Source organism: Bacteroides salyersiae WAL 10018 = DSM 18765 = JCM 12988 (assembly GCF_000381365.1).
Taxonomy (GTDB): Bacteria; Bacteroidota; Bacteroidia; order Bacteroidales; family Bacteroidaceae; genus Bacteroides; species Bacteroides salyersiae.
This window is the reverse complement of sequence record NZ_KB905467.1, coordinates 563,998-584,916: the sequence shown is the minus strand read 5'-3', so window position 1 is coordinate 584,916 and position 20,919 is coordinate 563,998. Positions and strand designations below refer to the sequence as shown.

At 41.6% G+C, this 20,919-nt stretch carries 11 protein-coding genes and 1 riboswitch; of the genes, 1 reads left to right on the top strand and 10 read right to left on the bottom strand.

The window, feature by feature from the left end; genetic code table 11:
- Nucleotide 1: 1 nt before the first annotated feature.
- Nucleotides 2–196, bottom strand: a riboswitch (cobalamin riboswitch).
- Between the two features lie 90 nt (nt 197–286).
- Complete coding sequence (locus HMPREF1532_RS13695) at nt 287–859, bottom strand: sugar O-acetyltransferase (protein WP_005930595.1); 573 nt, start codon at nt 857–859, stop codon at nt 287–289.
- 220 nt (nt 860–1,079) lie between these two features.
- Between HMPREF1532_RS13695 and trxA the strand changes: the two genes are divergently transcribed.
- A complete protein-coding gene (gene trxA / locus HMPREF1532_RS13690) occupies nt 1,080–1,562 on the top strand; it encodes a thioredoxin (RefSeq protein WP_025819090.1) in 483 nt (160 codons plus the stop codon).
- 255 nt (nt 1,563–1,817) lie between these two features.
- On the opposite strand, the gene HMPREF1532_RS13685 is transcribed toward trxA, so the two are convergent.
- From HMPREF1532_RS13685 to HMPREF1532_RS13640, 9 genes are all read right to left on the bottom strand, one after another.
- Nucleotides 1,818–3,413 carry an arylsulfatase gene (locus HMPREF1532_RS13685; RefSeq protein WP_005930589.1) on the bottom strand — a complete coding sequence of 532 codons (1,596 nt, stop codon included), beginning with the start codon at nt 3,411–3,413 and terminating at the stop codon, nt 1,818–1,820.
- Between the two features lie 818 nt (nt 3,414–4,231).
- Nucleotides 4,232–5,017, bottom strand: coding sequence for a glycerophosphodiester phosphodiesterase family protein (locus HMPREF1532_RS13675; RefSeq protein WP_224203258.1), 786 nt, complete (start codon nt 5,015–5,017; stop codon nt 4,232–4,234).
- A gap of 89 nt (nt 5,018–5,106) precedes the next feature.
- On the bottom strand, nt 5,107–6,087 hold the full coding sequence (locus HMPREF1532_RS13670) for a DUF5017 domain-containing protein (protein WP_005930575.1): 981 nt from the start codon (nt 6,085–6,087) through the stop codon (nt 5,107–5,109).
- A 20-nt stretch (nt 6,088–6,107) separates the two neighbouring features.
- Nucleotides 6,108–7,787 carry a RagB/SusD family nutrient uptake outer membrane protein gene (locus HMPREF1532_RS13665; protein WP_005930572.1) on the bottom strand — a complete coding sequence of 560 codons (1,680 nt, stop codon included), beginning with the start codon at nt 7,785–7,787 and terminating at the stop codon, nt 6,108–6,110.
- Between the two features lie 11 nt (nt 7,788–7,798).
- Entirely contained in the window at nt 7,799–10,969 is a 3,171-nt protein-coding gene (locus HMPREF1532_RS13660) for a SusC/RagA family TonB-linked outer membrane protein (protein WP_224203260.1), read from the bottom strand.
- A 147-nt stretch (nt 10,970–11,116) separates the two neighbouring features.
- Nucleotides 11,117–13,000: an ELWxxDGT repeat protein gene (locus HMPREF1532_RS13655; RefSeq protein WP_005930566.1), complete on the bottom strand. Its 1,884-nt coding sequence runs from the start codon at nt 12,998–13,000 to the stop codon at nt 11,117–11,119.
- A gap of 496 nt (nt 13,001–13,496) precedes the next feature.
- A complete protein-coding gene (locus HMPREF1532_RS13650; protein WP_005930564.1) occupies nt 13,497–14,585 on the bottom strand; it encodes a metallophosphoesterase in 1,089 nt (362 codons plus the stop codon).
- Between the two features lie 95 nt (nt 14,586–14,680).
- Nucleotides 14,681–18,655, bottom strand: coding sequence for a hybrid sensor histidine kinase/response regulator transcription factor (locus HMPREF1532_RS13645; protein WP_005930561.1), 3,975 nt, complete (start codon nt 18,653–18,655; stop codon nt 14,681–14,683).
- Between the two features lie 14 nt (nt 18,656–18,669).
- The gene (locus HMPREF1532_RS13640) at nt 18,670–20,712 is read right to left on the bottom strand and encodes a hypothetical protein (protein ID WP_005930559.1); all 2,043 of its coding nucleotides are present in this window, start codon (nt 20,710–20,712) and stop codon (nt 18,670–18,672) included.
- Nucleotides 20,713–20,919: the final 207 nt, after the last annotated feature.

The window sequence follows — 20,919 nt, the reverse complement described above, 5'->3', positions numbered from 1 at the left end:
TCAGATATTATAAAAATTGGCAGGTCTTCTGACTTGTCTCTCCCTCCGGATGCCTTCCCATAAAGCAGGGCGCTTTACAGTGACATTCTTATCCGGGTTCTACGAGAATTACAGCAGCGGGTACTGTTACCGATTCGCACGGTATTCCCTTTTTATGCATCACAACTCGATGCAAACCAATTTTTTGCAAAGGTAAACTTTATTTTTGAAGTAATCTCAGAGCCTGTTTAAATTTTCCTTTTAAATGTTTTTATCAGTTTATTTCGTTCTCATTTAAAACCGGCTCTTATTTCAGTTCGTCTTCGGTAAGTTCCCGAATCACCTTGCAAGGATTGCCCACAGCTATCACATTGGCAGGAATATCCTTTGTCACTACACTCCCACCACCTATGATGCTATTATCTCCGATTGAAACTCCCGGCAGTATCACTACATTCCCTCCAATCCAGACGTTATGTCCTACCGTCACCGGATAAGCGTATTCCCAACCGGCTACACGCTGTGCTACATTTACAGCATGCCCGGCCGTATAAATACTCACATTCGGCGCCAATAATACATTGTCTCCGAATGTCACCAAAGCCTCATCCAATATAGTACATCCCATATTGGCATAAAAATTCTCACCAACACGGATGTTATAGCCATAATCGCAACGGAACGGCTGTTCGATAAGTAGCTGCTTGCCGGTAGCACCTAAAAAATGTTTCAATATTTCAGTACGCTTTTCCATTTCCGACGGATACAGATTGTTATATTCAAACAATATCTCTTTCGCGCGGGCACGTTCCGTCACCAATTCATTACAAAAAGCCAGGTAAGGTTCACCCGCCAACATCTTCTCTTTGTCTGTTTTCATATCTTTATATATCCTAAGTTACGGGAAATCCGACTCATAAGGACAACAAATATAGATGAATTAATGAAAAGTGGATAAGATTTCTTATAGGAAACCTGATTTTTTACTATAAATAAGCCTTTTGGGAAAAATCGTCAACTATTCCGGTAAAATTGCTATTCTCCTGTCTTAGAAACAACTCTATCTTTGCAATAGTAAAAAACAATAAAGAATGAACTATATGAAATCAATTAAAATCTTAACTGTGACATTTTCGCTTATGTTGACTTTTATAACAACAGCCTGTGCAGGCAATAAAGATAACAAAAGTATTAACTCTCAAAAAGAAAAGAATGATATGGAAGTAATAGCATTGACCAAAGCAGATTTTCTAAAAAAAGTATATAACTACGAAGCTAATCCCAATGAGTGGAAGTTTGAAGGCAGTCGTCCTGCAATCATTGATTTTTACGCCACTTGGTGTGGTCCCTGTAAAGCGATGGCACCGATACTGGACAGTATAAGCAAAGACTATGCCGGGAGAATCGATGTCTACAAAATAGATGTGGATAAAGAGTCTGAACTTGCAGGAGCATTTGGCATTCAAAGCATTCCCACCCTATTGATGATTCCGGCAAAGGGAGAACCTAAAATTTTACAGGGAGCCATGCCGAAAGATCAACTTACTAAAATAGTAAACGAGTTTCTATTGGAAAAGAAATAAAGGTAGAAGGACGTATCCAAGAGATTTTATAAATACTTCCGGGACATAGAAGTATTTGTTAAAATTGACTCGTTATTTCAGACGCAACTTTCACTGTTACACCGATGTATTGGTTTATCATGAAATAGTAAACCGGGTGTAACCAGTGAAAGTTGCGTCTGATTTATATTCTATTTTTATTTATATATACAAAACACATATTCATTTTGTAATATAAATGCCAATATATGTAATGATGCATTACATATATAGATATCAAAATAACTTCCCATCTTGTTCGGGATATAATGCCTTGTAATATTTGATACGTTCTCCCCAGGGACGGAACTCAAAAGGAAACACATGCTGTTGCTCCGCCCAGCGATTCCACTTCTTCTCCAGACTTTTCACCTTCTCAGGATATTGTGCAGACAGATCTTTCTCCTCAAAAGGGTCTTCTGAAAGGTTTATCAACTCCCAAGAGGATTTTCCATTGGCACGTACCAACTTCCATCCGTCCGAAATAACGGCACAAGACGTCTGATGCTCGAAAAACAAATCACGTGAACGCAATTTTTTATTCTGTATGGCAGGTAAAAGACTGGTTCCCGACAATTTCACTTTCTCTCCCTGAAAAGAAGAAGGGTATCGGACCGATGCCATATCCAGACAGGTAGGAAACAGATCGATAATATGACCGGGTTCCCGGCAAATCGTACCTTTCTCTTTAATTCCGCTTTTAACAGAATCACCACATTTTATGATCAGAGGTGAACTTGTCCCACCCTGAAAACACCACTGCTTATAGCTGCGGTAAGGAGTATTACTCAAATCCGCCATCAACTGTCCCAGATATCCCCCTTCGCTGGTTGCCCCGTTATCGCTCATAAACAGAAAAACGGTATTCTCATAAATGCCCTTCTCCTTGACTGCTTCGATAAGTCGTCCTATACCATCGTCCATGATCTCGATCATGGCGGCATAAGTAGCCATGTCGTTTATCCATTGTTCTTGCTGCCGGGGAGTAAGATCCGTCCACGACGGGCGCTGATCATTGAACTCCCGCTGATAAACCGGCAGTTCCATCGATTTATTTACCAGCCCACAGGCTTTCTGGCGTTCGAAACGTTGACGGCGCAGTATGTCATATCCCACTTTATAACGTTCACGGCAAGCATCCACCCTCTCTTTCGGAGCGTGTAAAGGCAGATGCGGTGCATAATGCGCCACATATAGAAACATAGGAACATCAACAGGATGTTCCCTCACAAAACTCACGGCGGAATCGGATATGGCTGTGGTATAGTAATAATCATCTGGGAACTCAGTAATCCTTGTCAGACCGGAATATACCGGTTTAGGAGCATAATAACTTCCACCGCCACTGAGGCAACCGTAGTATTTTTGAAATCCGCGTTGCACGGGATAACTTCCGTTGGGTTCATCAAAAGCGCCGTCTACGGTCACATGCCACTTACCGCTCATATATGTAGCATAGCCATTGTCGCGAAGCACTTCGGCGATAGTAGGGATATTGGCCGCTATCTGTCCCCGATACCCGGGACGATGCTCATCGACAGCCGTCATCCACCCCATACCGGCTTCGTGCTGGTAATGGCCGGTAAGCAAGGCCGCCCGGCTGGGACAACTACGTCCCGTATTCTTAAACTGGCTGAAACGTATCCCTTCTTCTGCCAAAAAATCAATATTCGGAGTACGCACTTCACCCCCATAACATCCCAAATCGGAAAATCCCATGTCATCACACAATATCAGAATAATGTTCGGATGGTTCTCTTTAGAAGCATTGCCGGCAACGGCACTGTTCCCTATGGAAGATAATATTAGGGAACTTATCAACAGTCTATTCATTCGTTTGGATTTAAAAGTTACTCACGGACAAATATACCGCTAATCAGTGAATGGCAATGTTCACTTTTGATTATTTATTGTCTAATATTATCTAAACTGCAACAAAAAAGAAAGAAACCAAATAAGTTCTTCTGAATTATTCTTAACTTTGCCACGTATCTGAAAAACGGATACATCGTTTTCGTAGAACGATGGAGAAATCTTATTATTATCTGCCATCAAAATCTGGTAAATTTTAGCATATGCAGATAATAAGTGAGACTCTCCACGTCCAAGAAGTGTATGACTTTGTTATATACCATCTTGGCGTGGGGCTATTACTTATTATTTATATGCGGGCTTACCAGAGCCATGATGGGATAATATAGTATATAGCTCCCACGCCTTTTCATCATGCATGGGAGCATAAATAAATTAAAAGCACACAAATAATTATGAATGAATTAACTTGTCCCTGTTTCATGAAAACAGATCTTGAACTCGCGGTTGACAAATTATCCTTTCTTGAAGAAAACTATTCCTGCATGAATTCTCCCGAATATCTTAAGACTCTTCCCAAACATGAACTGTTATGTTGCTTGTGCCTGATCGATGTAGTTATACTTTCTATCAAGCAGAAACGTTATACATGTACAATCACAGAGCTGATTCGGTTATATGAATGCAGAGAAAATATTATTTTGGTAATTTTCGTAAAATATAAATTCCATCCACGCCTGTAATATCTTCAGATAAACAGACATATCACGGGAAGTGAACAGAATACCTCTTATAGATTTACTTCTAAAAGAAGCTATCTGTTTCGCGGAAATAGAAGGTTAAGGGATACAAGGTACGGATACAAGGCTCTTAACAATAGCAGGCAAACTATCCAAAACCATCACAGGATTATCCGTAGAAACAAGATTCACACCCAACGTTACCATCTCCCGCAAATCTTCAGGTGTATTGATGCCCTGTACATTCACAGTCATCCCCAATTCCTGCGCTTCCCTGATCCATTGAGGGTGGTCACGATATTCTTTCCGATGATAATGAATTCCCCGTATCCCCATTTCATAGACCTCAGCCGGTGCCATTCCCCCTTTGAGACAGGCCACTACCGCCTCCGGATCAATCCGAACGAGCTCTTTGCATATATCCAAATTAAACGTGATATACTGCACCTTATTCTCCACTTTATAATACCTCACCGTATCCAGCACAGCCTTTACCACAGTCATATTTCTCTCGAAACTATCATGCTTCTTAATCTCGATAAAAAGTTTGGTTGGAGATTCCGACTGCTTAAGTTGCACAAGAAAATCCTTCAATTGAGGTAACTTTTCACCATTAGACAGTTTCATATCTTTCAATAAATCATAATCGGTATCTTGAAAGGAAAGACCATTCATTTTTTTATCATGCCCTACCACCAAATAACCGTCTTTAGTGAGCCATACATCCATCTCCGAGCCATAAAGCCCCATTTTTTGGGCATTCTTCAAAGCGGTAACCGAATTCTGTGCCGCTCCTTCCGTATTCCAATACCCCCGATGGGCAACAATGCCCGGCTCCCGGTTTCCTCCGTTCTGAGAACGGAGAGAAACACTTGGGCAAGCCAAAAAATAAACTAATACACAAATCGAAAAAACACGCATATGTTTTAATGATAATAATTACATAATATTATATTTATACCTTTGAAAGTACGCTACTTCAAGGTGACCATCACATTAACGGTAGAAACCACTTCCATCTCATTCGCTCCATCAACTGATGAAACAAGCTTGTAGGAAACCGCTTTATCAAAATCGACAGCAGAAGAACCCGAAATCTGCTCCACATCATTTATATAAACCTTATCTGATGGAGAAAGCGTTTCAAAAACCGGAACTAACGCACCTGTATCCGTACCTTCGGGAAGAGTCACATATAAATCGAACGTAGTATAATCAAAAGCACTTCTATCCAATATACCTGCCACACCGGCTACCCTGAAAGATTTAAATTCGGGATAATAGCAAGTATACAGTTTATAATGACGTTCCGTCCCTGAATAAGCCTCCACCAAGATATCCATCGGAGAGGATAAATCGTACTTGGTATTTGAGGAATATAACCGATCGTTTATAAATACCTTGGTAGAATCGGAAGCGATTGAGAAATTCAATTTCTGAGACATGCTGATAGATAAATCCTTATTGTTATATCTCATTTTATAGGGCAACATCAACAACCACTCATCATTCTCCTTCTCTTCGGCATATATCTCGTCATAATAAATTTTAGACGAAAGTTTATCGATATCCGTCACATTATCTACCACGTTGACTATAACAGAAGCCGTGTCTACCCTCATGTCTTTACCCAAGTCCAGATAAGTGGATGCCACACACACCACCCGGTAAGTACCTGGTACGGAATATGAGTAAGTGAATACTCCCTTATTGACTACCATACCGGTATTGTTCTGACTCCGTAATTCATAATTATGCGACTCATCGCCTGTGAAAATAGCTACCTGATCGGCAATACCTGTGAACTTAACCACCATTGACTCATTGAGTTGAAGCGTAGTCTTATCTACCGTCATTCTTGCATAAGGAGTAGCAGACGACTCGTCTTCACAAGCTATAAACAGCAAAGTCATACATGCCCCCGACAATATTCTATATAGAACTTTCATATTCATCTTGATTACTTTTTATGATATTAATAACCCGGATTTTGCATAACCGCTCCTTGAGAAAGGTCAATCTCGGCTTGAGGGATCGGGAACAGTTCATTCACCCCTTTCCGAAAATAAACTCCCCGCTTGTTGGTATTCGCCAATCCAAAAGCCTTTATTACTTCCGCAGCACGTTTTTGGCGGACAAGATCAAAGAACCGGTCCCATTCGAAACATAACTCTTTGCGACGCTCCGACCAGATCTGATCGCGCATGTAACCATATCCACCGGCCAAATAAAGATTTCCGTTTCCGTCGATGATATTTGCCTGCCGTTTATTAGTATTTAACTGTTCGAGCGCACGGGCTCCTTCACCACATTCATTAAGAGCCTCGGCATAAATCAACACTACTTCGGGATAACGGATTATCCGCCTGTTTTTACCATTGTCGCCCGTATATAAAGGTCTTTCCTTAATGGGTGTATACCATTTCAAAGTCAATTTCTGTTGCGGACCACAGTCGAGCATCTCCAAATCGGGAGCACTTTCCTTTTGGCCTACCATACTCCTGCGACGCGGATCGGTTCCGAACATGGATTCCAAAATAGCTTCCGTAGCCCACATTAACGGAGAATTACAATAAAGCGTCTGATAGATAGCATCACCTTCATTGTCATTTCCAGTAGAACCATCTCCCGATTCCTTGAAAACAATTTCAAAAATAGAACCTTTGCAAAATTCTCCGGACTGGAAAAACTGTTCGTAATACCTCAGTACATTTCCATAGAAATCCTTATATTCAAGAGAATATGCTCCTTTCAGCATCGGAAGTGTAGTCTCCGGCAGTTCATAGGGATCGGCAGAATGATTCAGCGCTTTAGGTTTGAACCAAAGACGTTCGCGAAGCTCTTCCCAATCTTCTTCGGAAGCATCATAATGCAATATGTCACCAAAGGTCATTGTAGTTCCATCTACAAAATACTCACCCAGCCGAACGACTTCTTCCCATTTTCCGGAAGGTATGCCGGGAGTGGCCTGATACATGAGTACCTTCATAAGCAATGCCACTGCCGCACTCTCACTGGCCCTGCCCGCATCGTCGTCAATAAACTTCGCAGGAAGCATGATAGCCGCTTCACGCAAATCTTTTTCTATGTAAGCGTACACCTCCTCTGCCGAAGACCGGGGAACAACCAAGTTGTCAACCATTTCTATCTCCGGACGAATAGGTACTCCCCCATAAGTTTTCACCAGATTAAAATAGAACAAAGCCCGCAAAAACTTTGCTTGTCCCAATATATAACGGATATCACGATAAGATGAATATTCTTCATCCGCCAATCTCACCCTGTGGGCATTAGCAATCACCTGATTGGCACGATATATACCTTTATAATTAATGGTATACCTCTTCTGAATCCATTCATTGGACGTATTAAAGCGGAAATTGACCAATTGCCCCATTTGGGTAGTCAAATCTTCATCGGTTCCTTTCACATCATCTCCACATGCCTCACCAAAACGCCAGTCACACTGGTTATAAACCTCCATTTGTAATACATCGTACGTGGCATTCAATGCTGATTCCAGTTTATATTGAGTATCATAAAAATTCTCATCCGTTGAATAGCCGAGCACATCTTTATTCAAGAAGTCTTCACACCCAGTCAAGAAGCAAACAGCTAGGCTAAATATCGTAATTTTAAATACTGTCTTATTCATATTCCCAACTTTTATAAAGTAATATTTAGTCCAAAAGTAAATGAACGTGCCTGTGGATAGTTTCCATGATCAACGCCCATGCTAAGATTATTGCTCTCGGTTCCGGAGACCTTGCCCACTTCCGGATCAAATCCATTATAGCCCGTCAATGTCAATAGGTTATACGCTCCGACAAACATCGACAGATTCGTCAGATGCCAACGGGAAGTCAGCTTGTTGCTGAAATTGTAAGTAAGCCGTACTTCCTTCAAACGTATATACGAGCCGTCCTTCACCATGAAATCGGAAGCCCGAAAGTTACGGGCTTTATCCGAGCCTCGTAAATCAGGAACAGAAGCATCCAGATTTTGCGTAAAGAACCGGCGGCTATCGATCGCATACTCTTCTCCTCCCGACCAATGCTTATCACGAATGTCGGCATATACATTTCCCTGAGCCGCATTATTAAGGTAGTAATCCATCACATTAAAAATCTTATTACCAGTCTGTCCCTGGAAGAATAACTTCAAGTCGAAATTGGCATAACTGAATGACATCGGGATACCAAAGACAAAATCAGGCAGAGGTGAACCCAAATAGGTACGATCTTCGGCAGTGATCTTTCCGTCATTATTCAAATCTTTAAATCTGAAATCGCCCTGCCGGGTAGATAAATCGAATTCATTTTTACCGGCATCATACTGGGCACTGGCTTTCACCTCGTCCAGAGAGTTGAAAATCCCGTCTGTCACATACCCGAAGAAACTTCCAATAGGCTTACCTACCGCAGTTTTCGTCACATAATCAAGAATACTCGATTCGCTAAGATAACCTCCGTAAACCGGTTCGTCACCCAATCCCAAACTTACAACTTTATTCTTGATATAAGACACGTTGAAACCAATTTCATATCTAAACTTTTTAATCTTGTTACGGAAATTGACAGACAGCTCCACACCACTGTTACGAACCGAACCGGCATTGGTCATCGGGGCATCATCATCCACATTATCGAAGTCATCGAATCCGGTAGAAAGCGGAACGGGCACACGTAAAAGCATATCAGTCGTCAACTTGGTAAACCATTCCAAGCCTAAAGTCAAACGGTTGTTGAACAAACCGAGATCCAATCCCACGTTAAATGTCTCGGTCTTCTCCCAATGAATGTCCGGATTGCCTATCAAAATGGAAGTGGTGCCCGGATAAACCCGGTGATTGCCTATACCAAACGAATAATTCTTTTCGGTATTCAAAAGAGTATAACGGGAAAGTTCGTTGATACGATTGTTGCCTAACTGTCCCCATCCAAATCGTAACTTACCAAGCGAAAGCCAGTCTTGATTTTGCATAAACGGTTCGGAAGTAAATTTCCATCCCACGGATACGGAAGGGAAATATCCCCAACGTTCGTTTTTGGAAAAGATAGAAGAGGCATCGGCACGAAAATTAGCCTGAAAAAGATAACGGTCGAGGAAATTATAACTTAAACGACCTACAAATCCCAATGCAGTCCATTCATTATCCAGTCCGGCCGCATCATCACCGGTATATCCGCTCGACAAAAACCAAAGATCGGAAGAATTGCTCGCAGTCCCTTTACGGGTACCTTCCATCCAACTGTTTTTATAACCTTCGGCTGTCTGCCCCAATAGTACAGAAATATCGTGTTTTTTGTCCTTCCAGGCAAAAGTGAACAGGTTATTGATCTCCCACTTGTTGGTTTGGTTACGCCGGTTGTAAATCCGGGTCAGATCGTTGGGCATCGCAAAGTCTTCATCCAGTTTATTAACCTCATAGAAACGTGACCGCTTCCCGATAACAAGGTAATCGGAAAATTTAAATTGATAAGTCAGCAACTTTCCTAATTTGGCAGTGAGGTTCAAATTCAAATCAATACGATGATTTTCTCTTTTATTGTGATTCCGGTCTATCACGGCAATGGGATGATTGGAATTATAATTTCCCCTGTAATTGTAAAGATATTCCAAAGGGCTCTGATACAAAGCCTTTTTCAAAACACTCTCACTTCCTTCGGGTACAATATTTCTATTTTCATTTGTATAGAACATGTTTGTAGTCATATTCAGCCAGCTATTCAACTGGTTATCCAGATTCATGCGCAAATTAAACCGTTCGTAACCGGAAGTTTTTACAATACCTTTTTCATTATAATAACTTCCACTGACCATGTACTTATGCCGATCCGTACCACCAGATACAGATAAATTATATTGTTGTTTCAATCCTGTTTGTGTTATCGCATCCCACCAATTATCCGGAGAGTTTCGTCTGATAGTATCTACTTTAGTATATTTGAGATTATCATAATAATAACCTCCGTCTTTGTCTTTAGAATAATACAATCTACCGTCTACCGAATAAATACTGTTTCCCGAAACGTAATCCCTCATCAATGCATACTCTTCTGCGTCAAGAACATCGATTTTCTTCCAAGGATTCGAAAAGCCCACAATCATATCGAAACTAATTTTCGTCTTCCCCGAAGCACCGCCCTTGGTTGTAATCACCACTACTCCATTGGCCGCACGCGCACCATATACGGCGCTCGAAGCCGCATCTTTCAGTATTTCGATATTGGCAATATCATTCGCATTCAGATGATCGATACCATCGACTATAAAGCCGTCGACCACATACAAAGGGTCCGCATCATTAACGGTTCCCGTACCCCGAATCTTAATAGTAGAACTGCTACCAGGAGCACCGGTATTCTGTATAATATTGACACCGGCAGCTTTTCCTTGCAATGCCTGCAAAGGTGAAGAAACCGGAATATTGGTTAGCTCTTCTCCTGACACGGAAGATATGGAACCCGTAATATCACTCTTTTTCTGAACACCATAACCAATGACCACCAGTTCGTCCAACTGGATATTCTCTTCATCCAGTAATATTGTCAATGGTTTATTATCACGTATGATAACCTCACTGGACCTATATCCCATATAAGTGATTTTAAGGATAGTACCGACAGGCACTCGCATAGAGAACTTTCCATCTATATCTGTTATCACACCGTTTTTGGTTCCCTTTTCCACTACGGTAACACCAATGAGCGGTTCTCTGTTCTTACCATCCAGCACCTCCCCCGAAATCGGTAGAACCGACTGCGCATAAGAGGATACTATGTGGACGATAGCCATGATAAACACTGCCATCCTGGGTAATATATCTTTATTCATCTGCTAATAATTAAATGAAGCGGTTATATAATGGTTATAAAAAATATTTCATCCGTGGATTATGCGGAATAGATGACCTCACCCGCAGATGAAATATGAAATAACAGAAAACACACTGAAAATCTGTGTTTTCATACTGGCATCAGATCATTTTTTAATAATCAGATTGGAAGACGAAACGCCTTTTGTGCTTTGTACATTTATCAGATACATGCCTTCGGCCAGTGAAGACACATCGACAGCGTTCTCGGACGGTTTATCCACAACCTTAACCAGTCTGCCGACAGAATCATAAATTTCGACCTTTTTAACGGTTCCTGTTGTTTTCACAAAGAATTTATCACTTGCCGGATTCGGATAGATCTGAGCTTTGTTTCCTCCGTTCACAGGAATATTTTCAATGGAAGTCCCTATCTCCGCACGTGTACGATATTCGATATCCAAATTATCGGCATCTTTTATAGGATCATAATCCGGTTTACGATAGTGATAACAATAAATACCTTCACCCTCATTAATGGCAAAAATAACATCACCGCCCAAATTTCTCATAGAATGTACCTTGTCGCCTTCGCCCGGCTTGATATTCGTTACACGAACAGGAAAATCGGATTTACTGTCTACCCGGAATAATTTTTCCTGCCACTCCTTGTTCTGCACACTCGAATCCCAGTAATACATACTTCCGGAAGCCACAATCGGCTCTTTCACCCAAGCATTAAGTTTGCCTGTACCTAAATCAGAGTGCAAATAAACATCCTCCCCATCTGTATAATGCAACTCTCCACCAAATCCCAACGGCATACCGGTACCTCCAGAATTGGCCGAAAACATATAAACACCATCAAATTCCACTCCCGCATCCGGAGAACTGTTTTTGGGTTTTCCATCTGTTCCAGGAACATTTTCATTGACATCGAATGCACCATAATTACCCGGTTCCAAATTGGTAAATGCAAGCTCGGAACCATACTCCTCATGCCAACCACGGAAATATATTTTTCCATTATAAGGAATAGGACTGGCATCGCTCACCCAACCACTCTGAGGACTGTTATTCTCATCCTTCCCCGGCCGGGTATCATAAATAAGATAAGTTCCCTCTTCCGTACCGTCACTGGCAAAAGGTTCACCGCCGTATTCGTAAGACCAAGCCTGAAAAAAAAGCTTTTCATTGTAGAAGTTAACCATATCATCTATGGCTGCACTCATAGTAGCGCCTGCAACTTCCGGATTAGGCTCTACATTCATATCTTTCACTAAATGTGTTCCGGCTTCCGTCCCATCAGTTACCCAAAGCTCCTCACCATACTTTCCATCTTTATCATCGGCCTTAAAAAACACTTTGCGACCCACCCGGCAATACGGACTGTAAGGAGAACCATTATCTGTCCCGGGATACCCCATCTTACATTCATAAATCAATTTGGTTCCTTCTTCGGTTCCGTCACTGACCCAAAGCCAATGTTGACCGCCATTATACTCCTCGCTGTCAAAATTCTTAGCAGCAAACACAAACTGAGTTTCATTCAATTGCGTAAAACCTTTCGGATCGGAAGAAGCTAATTCATGAATATCCTTCACCATATAAGTACCCTGTTCCGTTCCGTCAGAAATCCAGAGTTCCGCTCCGTTAACACCATCGTCTGCCTGAAAAACGACTTTATCATTAAACCGCGTCAACCAAACGACATTAGAACTTGTCGGCCCGGGAATGATATCTTTCACAATCCTCGTCCCGTCCGGAGTTCCATTCGTCACCCATAATTCCTCTCCGTGCGCAGCATCCGTTGCCGCAAAAAAAGCAAGGTAACCTTTCTCCTTACTTCCGGCAACCGTTATATTCTTTTGTTGGATAAGTTTACGAGTATTGTTAACAAATGCAGTTACCCCTTCTGGTAAGAGACTTCGTAATTCACCTCCCGGATCACGAGTAAAATCACCTGATGTCTGAGGTTGTCTTCCTCCTTGAGCAAAAACACTTCCCATAGCAAATAATGAAAAGACAAATAAAAAGCACAACTTTTTCATATTCTATAAAATTAAATTAAAAAAAGACTGAATAACTCGTATTTTACGGGATAACCAAAACTTTGTATTAATGTAATCGTTGTGTTTCTACATTTTTAATTCGAGCAAGTGTGTTCTTTTCCTTTCATAGTACAAAGATACACGACCCCGATGACAAAAATAGATCAAAACCATTACATATATGATACAAAAAGAAAAAGAACTACCGGTTAAATACCTTGTAAAAATGTAGTAAAGAAAGACTCCATTAATACCAGATTTTGGTTATAACACCTGCTATATGAATTCTCTGTTTTCTTTCATATTTCCCGGGTGCATCAAGAATAGAAAGAATGCATCAAGCAGGTACAATAGGTTATTAAAACATCACAAATGTACGGTCAAGGCAACTAAACGAATGTTAGAAATTGACCAAATATTACAAGATTTTCGTGAAAATAGCCCTTCAAAGCCACGTAGTATCATTTAAATATTTTTTTCATTCGAATTACAACATCTATTCGAGAACAATATCAAACTGATCGTAAGACTCTGTCCGGTGGGCTAAATGCTTAGTCAATGCCGATATTCCGAACAACGGCGAATAGGTCCTGACCTTAATCGTTTTCCCATCAGGCATGAATTCCAGTATACGGAGCCATCCGTCACCACCATTTCCTTCCGGACCGCCTCCCAAAAACTGTACGTTGAACATCATCTGATGAATCGGTTTACCAGATGTATTATTGTCGATTCTGTATCCGACATTATCTTCGTATTTACTATTTCCATTACCGGTATGTCCACATATCAAAAGGCGGATATTGGAAGAAGGATAAAGTAGCTTTTCCCATATTTGAGTCCCTACGTTCATAGGAGAAAGCGCATACTTTTCTTTATCACGGATAGTACCGCCTTTCGGGGGAGTACCGGGATTAAGATATCCGTGGGTCATAAAGATGACTTTACTATCCTTATAAGTTTCGCTTGCTACGAGTTTTTTTGCCCAATCGAGCACCTCATCCCGTGGAGCAAACTCACTGGTGATAATCAAAATCTTTCCCCATGTCGGTTCATTGAATTCGAAAGCGGCATTCTCTAAAGAAGCAACACCGTTACGGTTTGGAATTGCACTGACACAAAGGTCTCTCCATGCCGTATTCCTTTCAAAAGGAAAATATTCGGGGAAATGCGTCATTCCGTTTTCAGAGCGTTTATAACCATATTCATGATTACCTGTCGATATGATGTAAGGAACCTTGTTATCGAGCCTGGCAAATGCCTTCGAACTGGCTTCCCACATTTCGCGACTGGTTTGATTAAGCATCTTCCGGTTACGCACAATATTCTCATTTTGCTCTACGACATCTCCCGTACATAACACTGCTTTAATCTTTAAATTTTCAATATGATCTACAATCCATGCCGTACACAATTCAAACAAAGGCTGATTAATATCGTACTTGACATATCCCTGCGGATCCCCCAAAAGAATCATCGAGAATGATTCCGGATCAATCAGATGTTGCTGGTCGGCTCTCTTTTGAGCGCCCAAGCCTATCCAAGCTCCTGAGACAACAGCTAAACATAAAAAGAACTTTCTCATAATTTACATTTCTCCTTTTTTTATACTTTATTCTAAATACACACATCTCAATATATCCTTACCGGGATTTTCCGGCAAACATTTTGTCTCTACTGCTAAACAAAGTCTTTCGGCAACACACCAAACTGTTTTTTAAAACAGCTCGAAAAATAAGAAGGGGTACTGAATCCCACCATATAAGCTATTTCCACAATTCCGTACTCTTTCTCCTGTAATAAAGCAGCCGCTTTCTTTAGCCGTGTAAGCCGTAGATATTCATTAGGCCCTATTCCCAACACTCCTTTCAGTTTTCTAAAGAAATTGGACCGCCCCATGTTCATCGCTCCCGCCATATCATCGACAGATAAATCAGGATTCTCCAAATGCCGAGCTACGTACTCCTCCAACTTGCTGATAAACTGTTTGTCGGCCTTCGACTGCGCTATGGTGTCAGCTTTAATAAAGGGAGATTCCATAAAGTGCCGGCACAGTTGTTCCCTGTTTTTCAGTAGATTGGCAACAGTAACACGTAAATATTCTACTGAAAAAGGTTTCTCGATATAAGCATCGGCACCATGCTCCAATCCTTCTATTTTCTGTTCCATAGCAGTTTTTGCCGTGAGCAACACAACGGGAATATGACTGTAATCCAAATTAGATTTCAGATGTTCACACAATTCCAGTCCATCCATTTCGGGCATCATAATATCCGTAATTACCAGACTTACCCGGGCATCGGAAAGAACCGAAAATGCTTCCACTCCATTACCTGCCACCAGTACATGATACAAGCCGGCAAACTGGCGTTGGAGAAACGACAACATATCTTTATTGTCTTCTACAACCAGAATCGTCGTCAATTCCTCGTTTCCCATTTCCGAACTCCCCATTTCCGGCTGTTTCTCCGGTAAATCGTTAAGTTCTTCATTACTGTCCGGTACGAGGCATGGAGAACAGTGTACAATCGGAATAGAAAAAATAAAACGATTACAATCCAGCGAACGATCCATCACCAAGCTCCCACCATGCAATTCCGCCAATGAACGAGCCAGTGCCAGTCCGATACCCGTTCCCGATTCCACCTTATTCCCATCCCGATAACGCACAAAAGGTAGAAAAATATTATCTCTCATTTCCAATGGAATCACTTCACCGTCATTGTCCATTACAATCAAAAGACTACTTTCCTCATCATCGGCAGACAAGTACAAGTGTGCATAAGTCCCGGCGTACTTCAACGCATTAGAGAAAAGATTACTCAATACTTTAATAATCGCTTCCTTATCGACGCCCGCATAAATATCCGCTTCAGGCAACTCGATTTTCAAGTCGATCCCCCTTTTACGGGCAAGCGGAATGAAACGTTTGTACACCGAATGAATGACAGCTCCCATATTACATTCCGCAAGGTTAAGTTTAAACCCTTTATTCCCTGTTTTCCGAAAATCAAGTAATTGATTGGTTAAAGCCAATAATCTCTCGGCATTCTCATCCATAACCTCCAGTTCCGTTTTTATACTTTCCGGCAACGCTTTCTCTTTCAGTACACTTTCAAGAGGACTTTTAATAAGAGTAAGCGGAGTACGTATCTCATGAGCCACGTTGGTGAAGAATTCTATTTTCGAAATATACAGTTCCCTTTCTTTCTCCTGCTCGAATTTTTCCATATCACGCCGGTGTTTTTCGACTCCCCTTCTTCGGAAATAGAAAAACACAGAGCAAATTAATCCCAACAGAAGTAATATGTAGACAACATAAGCAGCCGTAGACAAATAAAAAGGAGGGAGAACCCGTATCTCAAGCGAACGGATTTCCGGATTCCACAATCCGTCACTATTAGCTCCCTTCACCATCAGTCTGTAAGTATCAAAAGGCAGATGCGAATACGTAATCGGTGCATTACCGGCGACACGCCATTCAGAATCATATCCTTCCAATTTATACATCAATGTATTCATCTCAGGTGCATGATATGCAAGCGCAGCCACACGAAAAGAGAATGAGTTCTGGTCCGGTTTCAAAACAATTTCATCGGATAAGGTAATGCTCTGCTTTAAAGGAGACCCCTCATCACCCACCGTCACCCTCTTGTTGAAAAGCATAAAGTCGGTTATAACAACGGGTGGCACATAGTCGTTGCTTATAAAAGTGGAAGGATCAAAAGAAATAAACCCGTTAATACTCCCGAAATACAGGTTACCGTTCTCATCCTTATAGCTGGACTGATAATTGAACTGGTTATCCAGCAACCCGTTGGCCCGTGTGTATACCTTGAAAGTCTCCTTCTTCGGATTAAAACAAAGCAACCCTTTATTGGTAGAAATCCAGAACAAGCCTTTATTATCTTCTTCAATCCTGTAAACGACATTACTCGGCAGTCCTTTTTCAGAATCATAGCAAGTAAAATCGGTAGTGGACGGATCAAAACGACAGAATCCTCCTCCCTGGGTAGTAAGCCAAACGCGGTTCTCGCTATCTACAAAGACAGTAAGTACTTTATTTGAAGGAAGACTGCGCGGCTTATTCTCATCGTGCACAAAATGTTCCCATTTCTTCGTCCGAATATTCTGTCTGTAAACGCCGTTAACATAAGTCGCAAGCCACAGGTTTCCCTGTTTATCCTCGGTAATGTAATAAACAAACACTCCCGACAGTTCCGGAACAGAAGAGAATGTATCCTTTTCCGAATCATAACTTATCAAACCGGAAGGCGTTCCCAGATATAATTGTCCGGAAGTTGTCCGGAAAACAGAAAAAATGTTTTTCGGGAGATGGGCATAATGCTTAACCTTCCGAGTTCTCAGATCAATTTTGTTTAAACCTTGCGAAAAGGTACCTACCCAAAGAGCATCATCATCAAGACAGAGCCCGTGAATATTCTGATAGATCAAAGGATCTTTAAAAGGTTCTACCGAACGTGTTACCGGATTAAAATGAAACAACCCCCTGTCTTCCGTACCTATCCACAAAGTCCCGCTTCGGTCTGCGCAAAATTCTCTGACGCGTTTCCCCATCCGGTCTGTTTCCGAGCGAGGATAGAACTTCTCAAAATAGGTATATTGCCGAGGATAATAGTTCACTCCGCCAAACCAGGTTCCCACCCACATTCCTCCTTCACGATCTTTACAAACCGCGTAGACCGCATTATCGGATATGGAATAGGAATCACCGTATATACTTTGCAAATGAGTTGTTTCACCTGTACGTGAATTATATACATAGATACCGGACTCCGTACCTATCCACAGGACATCATCGGAATAGAAAACCATCTCTCTTACAAAAAGACTCTCTCCGGCAGCAGCAGTGCCCGGGAGCAGGGAAGACAATGCCCCGGAGGTTAAATTCACCTCCATTAATCCATCGTCTGTCCCTACATAAAGGCAATTATAAGGACCGGGAAGTAACTTATTGATTCTTTTGCCTTTGAAGGGCGCTTTGATTTCTGGAGAGAAAACAGGTTTCAACGTATGAAGCCCGTCTCTGGAACTGTATAGATTACCATCGTGTATATCCAACCAACACACGTCATCCTGATCAAACACAATCTGACCAGCATTCCTTAACCGTTTCTTTCCGGATGCATCAGTCTGTAAATGTTCCAATGTACCTCTGTTTGTATCGTAACAAAAAATCCCTTGCCTTTCCGAAACAATCCAGACCCTTCCTTTACGATCGCCTTTTATAGTATGAACAGTCTGTTCAATCGTAGTATTCAAATTGCTCTGTATAACGAAGCGTTCCACTTTCTCTCCAGAAGGAGAGTAAATATAGACTCCGACATCCGTACCGATCCATATCTGCCCGAGGCAATCTTCGTACAATGATGTTATAAAATTATTTCCGAGCGTTCCCGACTCTTTCATAAATGTTTGGAAAGAGACTCCGTCATAACGATTTAGTCCATCCTTTGTACCAAACCACATGAACCCGAAACGGTCCTGAATAATAGCGGCGACAGTATTCTGCGACAATCCGTTATTAATGTCGAGCGAACGGAAAGCATAACGCCCCATACCCGTACCAGCAAACATAGAGGAACAATATAATATCAGAAAAAAGCAAAAGATAAATACACGACGTGTTTTCATACTATATTTCTTTTTTAATCTTTCATGAATTTTTCCGCCCGCCCGGGAGTAAGCAATTCCCAAAGTGAAGCGACTGTCCAGCCGGGAGCAAAAATATTATTATAATACCCCTTGCCGTTTTTACCATAATCCCAGTTTGTGTGCTGAACAACTTCGGGATAATACCCCACTTTAGCCACACCACACAAATGTCCTTCGTACGGAAGCAATTGCCGCATGGAAGTGGAGATAACATTAGAAAATGCGGAGAAACGCGGCTCATCATACTCTTTTGCAAGCCAATTGAGTACAGAACCGAACTCAAAAACGAAAACATCTATATGATTATTCTCAACCGATACATTTCCCCAACCGCGCGTTTTGAAACCAAGATCTCCCAGCATCTCACCATCAGCAAACGGAACATCCCACACATAATACCAGGAAAGTGCAAAATAAGCAGCTTCACGCGTAAGATCGGCATAATGTTTTCTCTCTTCCCCTTTCGTAATCAGTGCCAGATAATAAGTTGCTGTAGCTGCATAGAGAGAAGCCTCCTTATCTTCACAATTCGCATCGAGCGTAGACGAAAAATAATCGGCTTTAGATATCAACTCTTTCTCCAGATAATCAGCCGTATGCTTGGCACTCTCCAGATAGCGTTTATCCCTGAAGTACTTATAAGCCATGACGAGTGGAAGTGTTGCAGAAGGAGTACTTCCACCACTTTTATCGGTAATGGTAAAATCATCCTTAAACTTACGGGGGAAACTGCCATCAGCATTCTGAATCTTTAAAAACATATCGAGTATATTCCTTAATCTATACTCCCACTCGGGATGTTTCCTGCCGTTCGCCCTCTCGTAATCCAAATAATGCAGCATTGCATACACCGCTTCCGACTGACGGCGGATACTATTAGCCGGTCTGTCTTCTCCCTTCGGATCGTTGATAAAACTTACACGCTCCCGAAAGAACCCTCCCGGCGTAAAGCCATTTTCCAGATAACTACCGAATATTTTTCTACAATCTTCCACCAACTCCTGCCGGTCGTGTCCATACCCATATTCCCAAGCATTGAAAGCGTTAAGCAAAACACGTCCGACAAATCCTACTTCGGCCACAGGAGGGCTATCACACGTCAAGACATGCATTCTGGGACTTGCATAATAAGAGAGAACAGGACCATCGATAAAACTTTCAACGAAATAATTGCTCATTACCTCTTTCATCTTTTCAGAAGAATAGGATGTACTTACGGGCTGCGGTCGATACATGTCGTAACTATACTCCCAAGTACGACGCACAAAACCGGAAAAATCATCCGAACTGCCATATGCGATTTCCCAAGTAAGCATCACTGTTTCTCCTTTTCCCAACTTTTGATACGCTTCGACCTCTGGTGCCAGAGTCAACTTACGGACATAACTTTTAGGGGCTTCACGATAGGGAAAACCAAAGGAAAGAGTAGCCTTTCCGTTATGATTGGCAAAACCTGTAAATCCGATGGAAGTCTTACCCGAGAGAATTACTTCCCCTTCACTGTGAGTAGTCAAAGCGTCATGACAGAATTCATCTTTGCGGATCACCGCCAGATACTGCCCGTCTTTTACATTGTAAATTCCCGTCAAAGGAGTACTGAGACGATCTTCACGAACTTCCCAGCTATCGGATGTATGAAAAGCAGGCGCCCCTTGTGGCGATCGGAGGTTTTGTCTGTACCAAAATCCTGGCATATAGAACTGACAGTCACCATGACGGAAAGAAGTGGAAAATTGCTGGCTGAAATTGAAATAAATATCATCCAAAGCAGTGAGTGTCACCTCCATCTCCCAACAATCACTTTGGTTTCTGACACGCTCCGTGATTACCAATGGTAACTCTTGAGATGCTTCCAAAGAAAAACATCCTTTCCCGGAAGCAGACTCCAGAAAAGTTAAAGGATATTGTCTGGAATTATTTCCCGGTGTTTTCAATGAGATACACGCAGATAACTGCCCGGGCAAATTTTCAACAGCTTCGGCAGTAGTAACAAACACCCCGACAATCATAGCACAAATTAAAGATTTTATATTCATAAAACATGATTTTAACAGCGGGAAGTTTCCGGAACTTTTATTTTCAAGGCATTTCTTCCCAGCAATATTAAACAAAAAATAAAAAAGGTAATGTTAACAAGGTATCTTTAATACCACACATTACGAAAAAAGAAAATCGGTTAACCTTCATCCATAATTATAGATGCAAAATACGGGAATGATACAATCTTGCAGTACCACAAATAG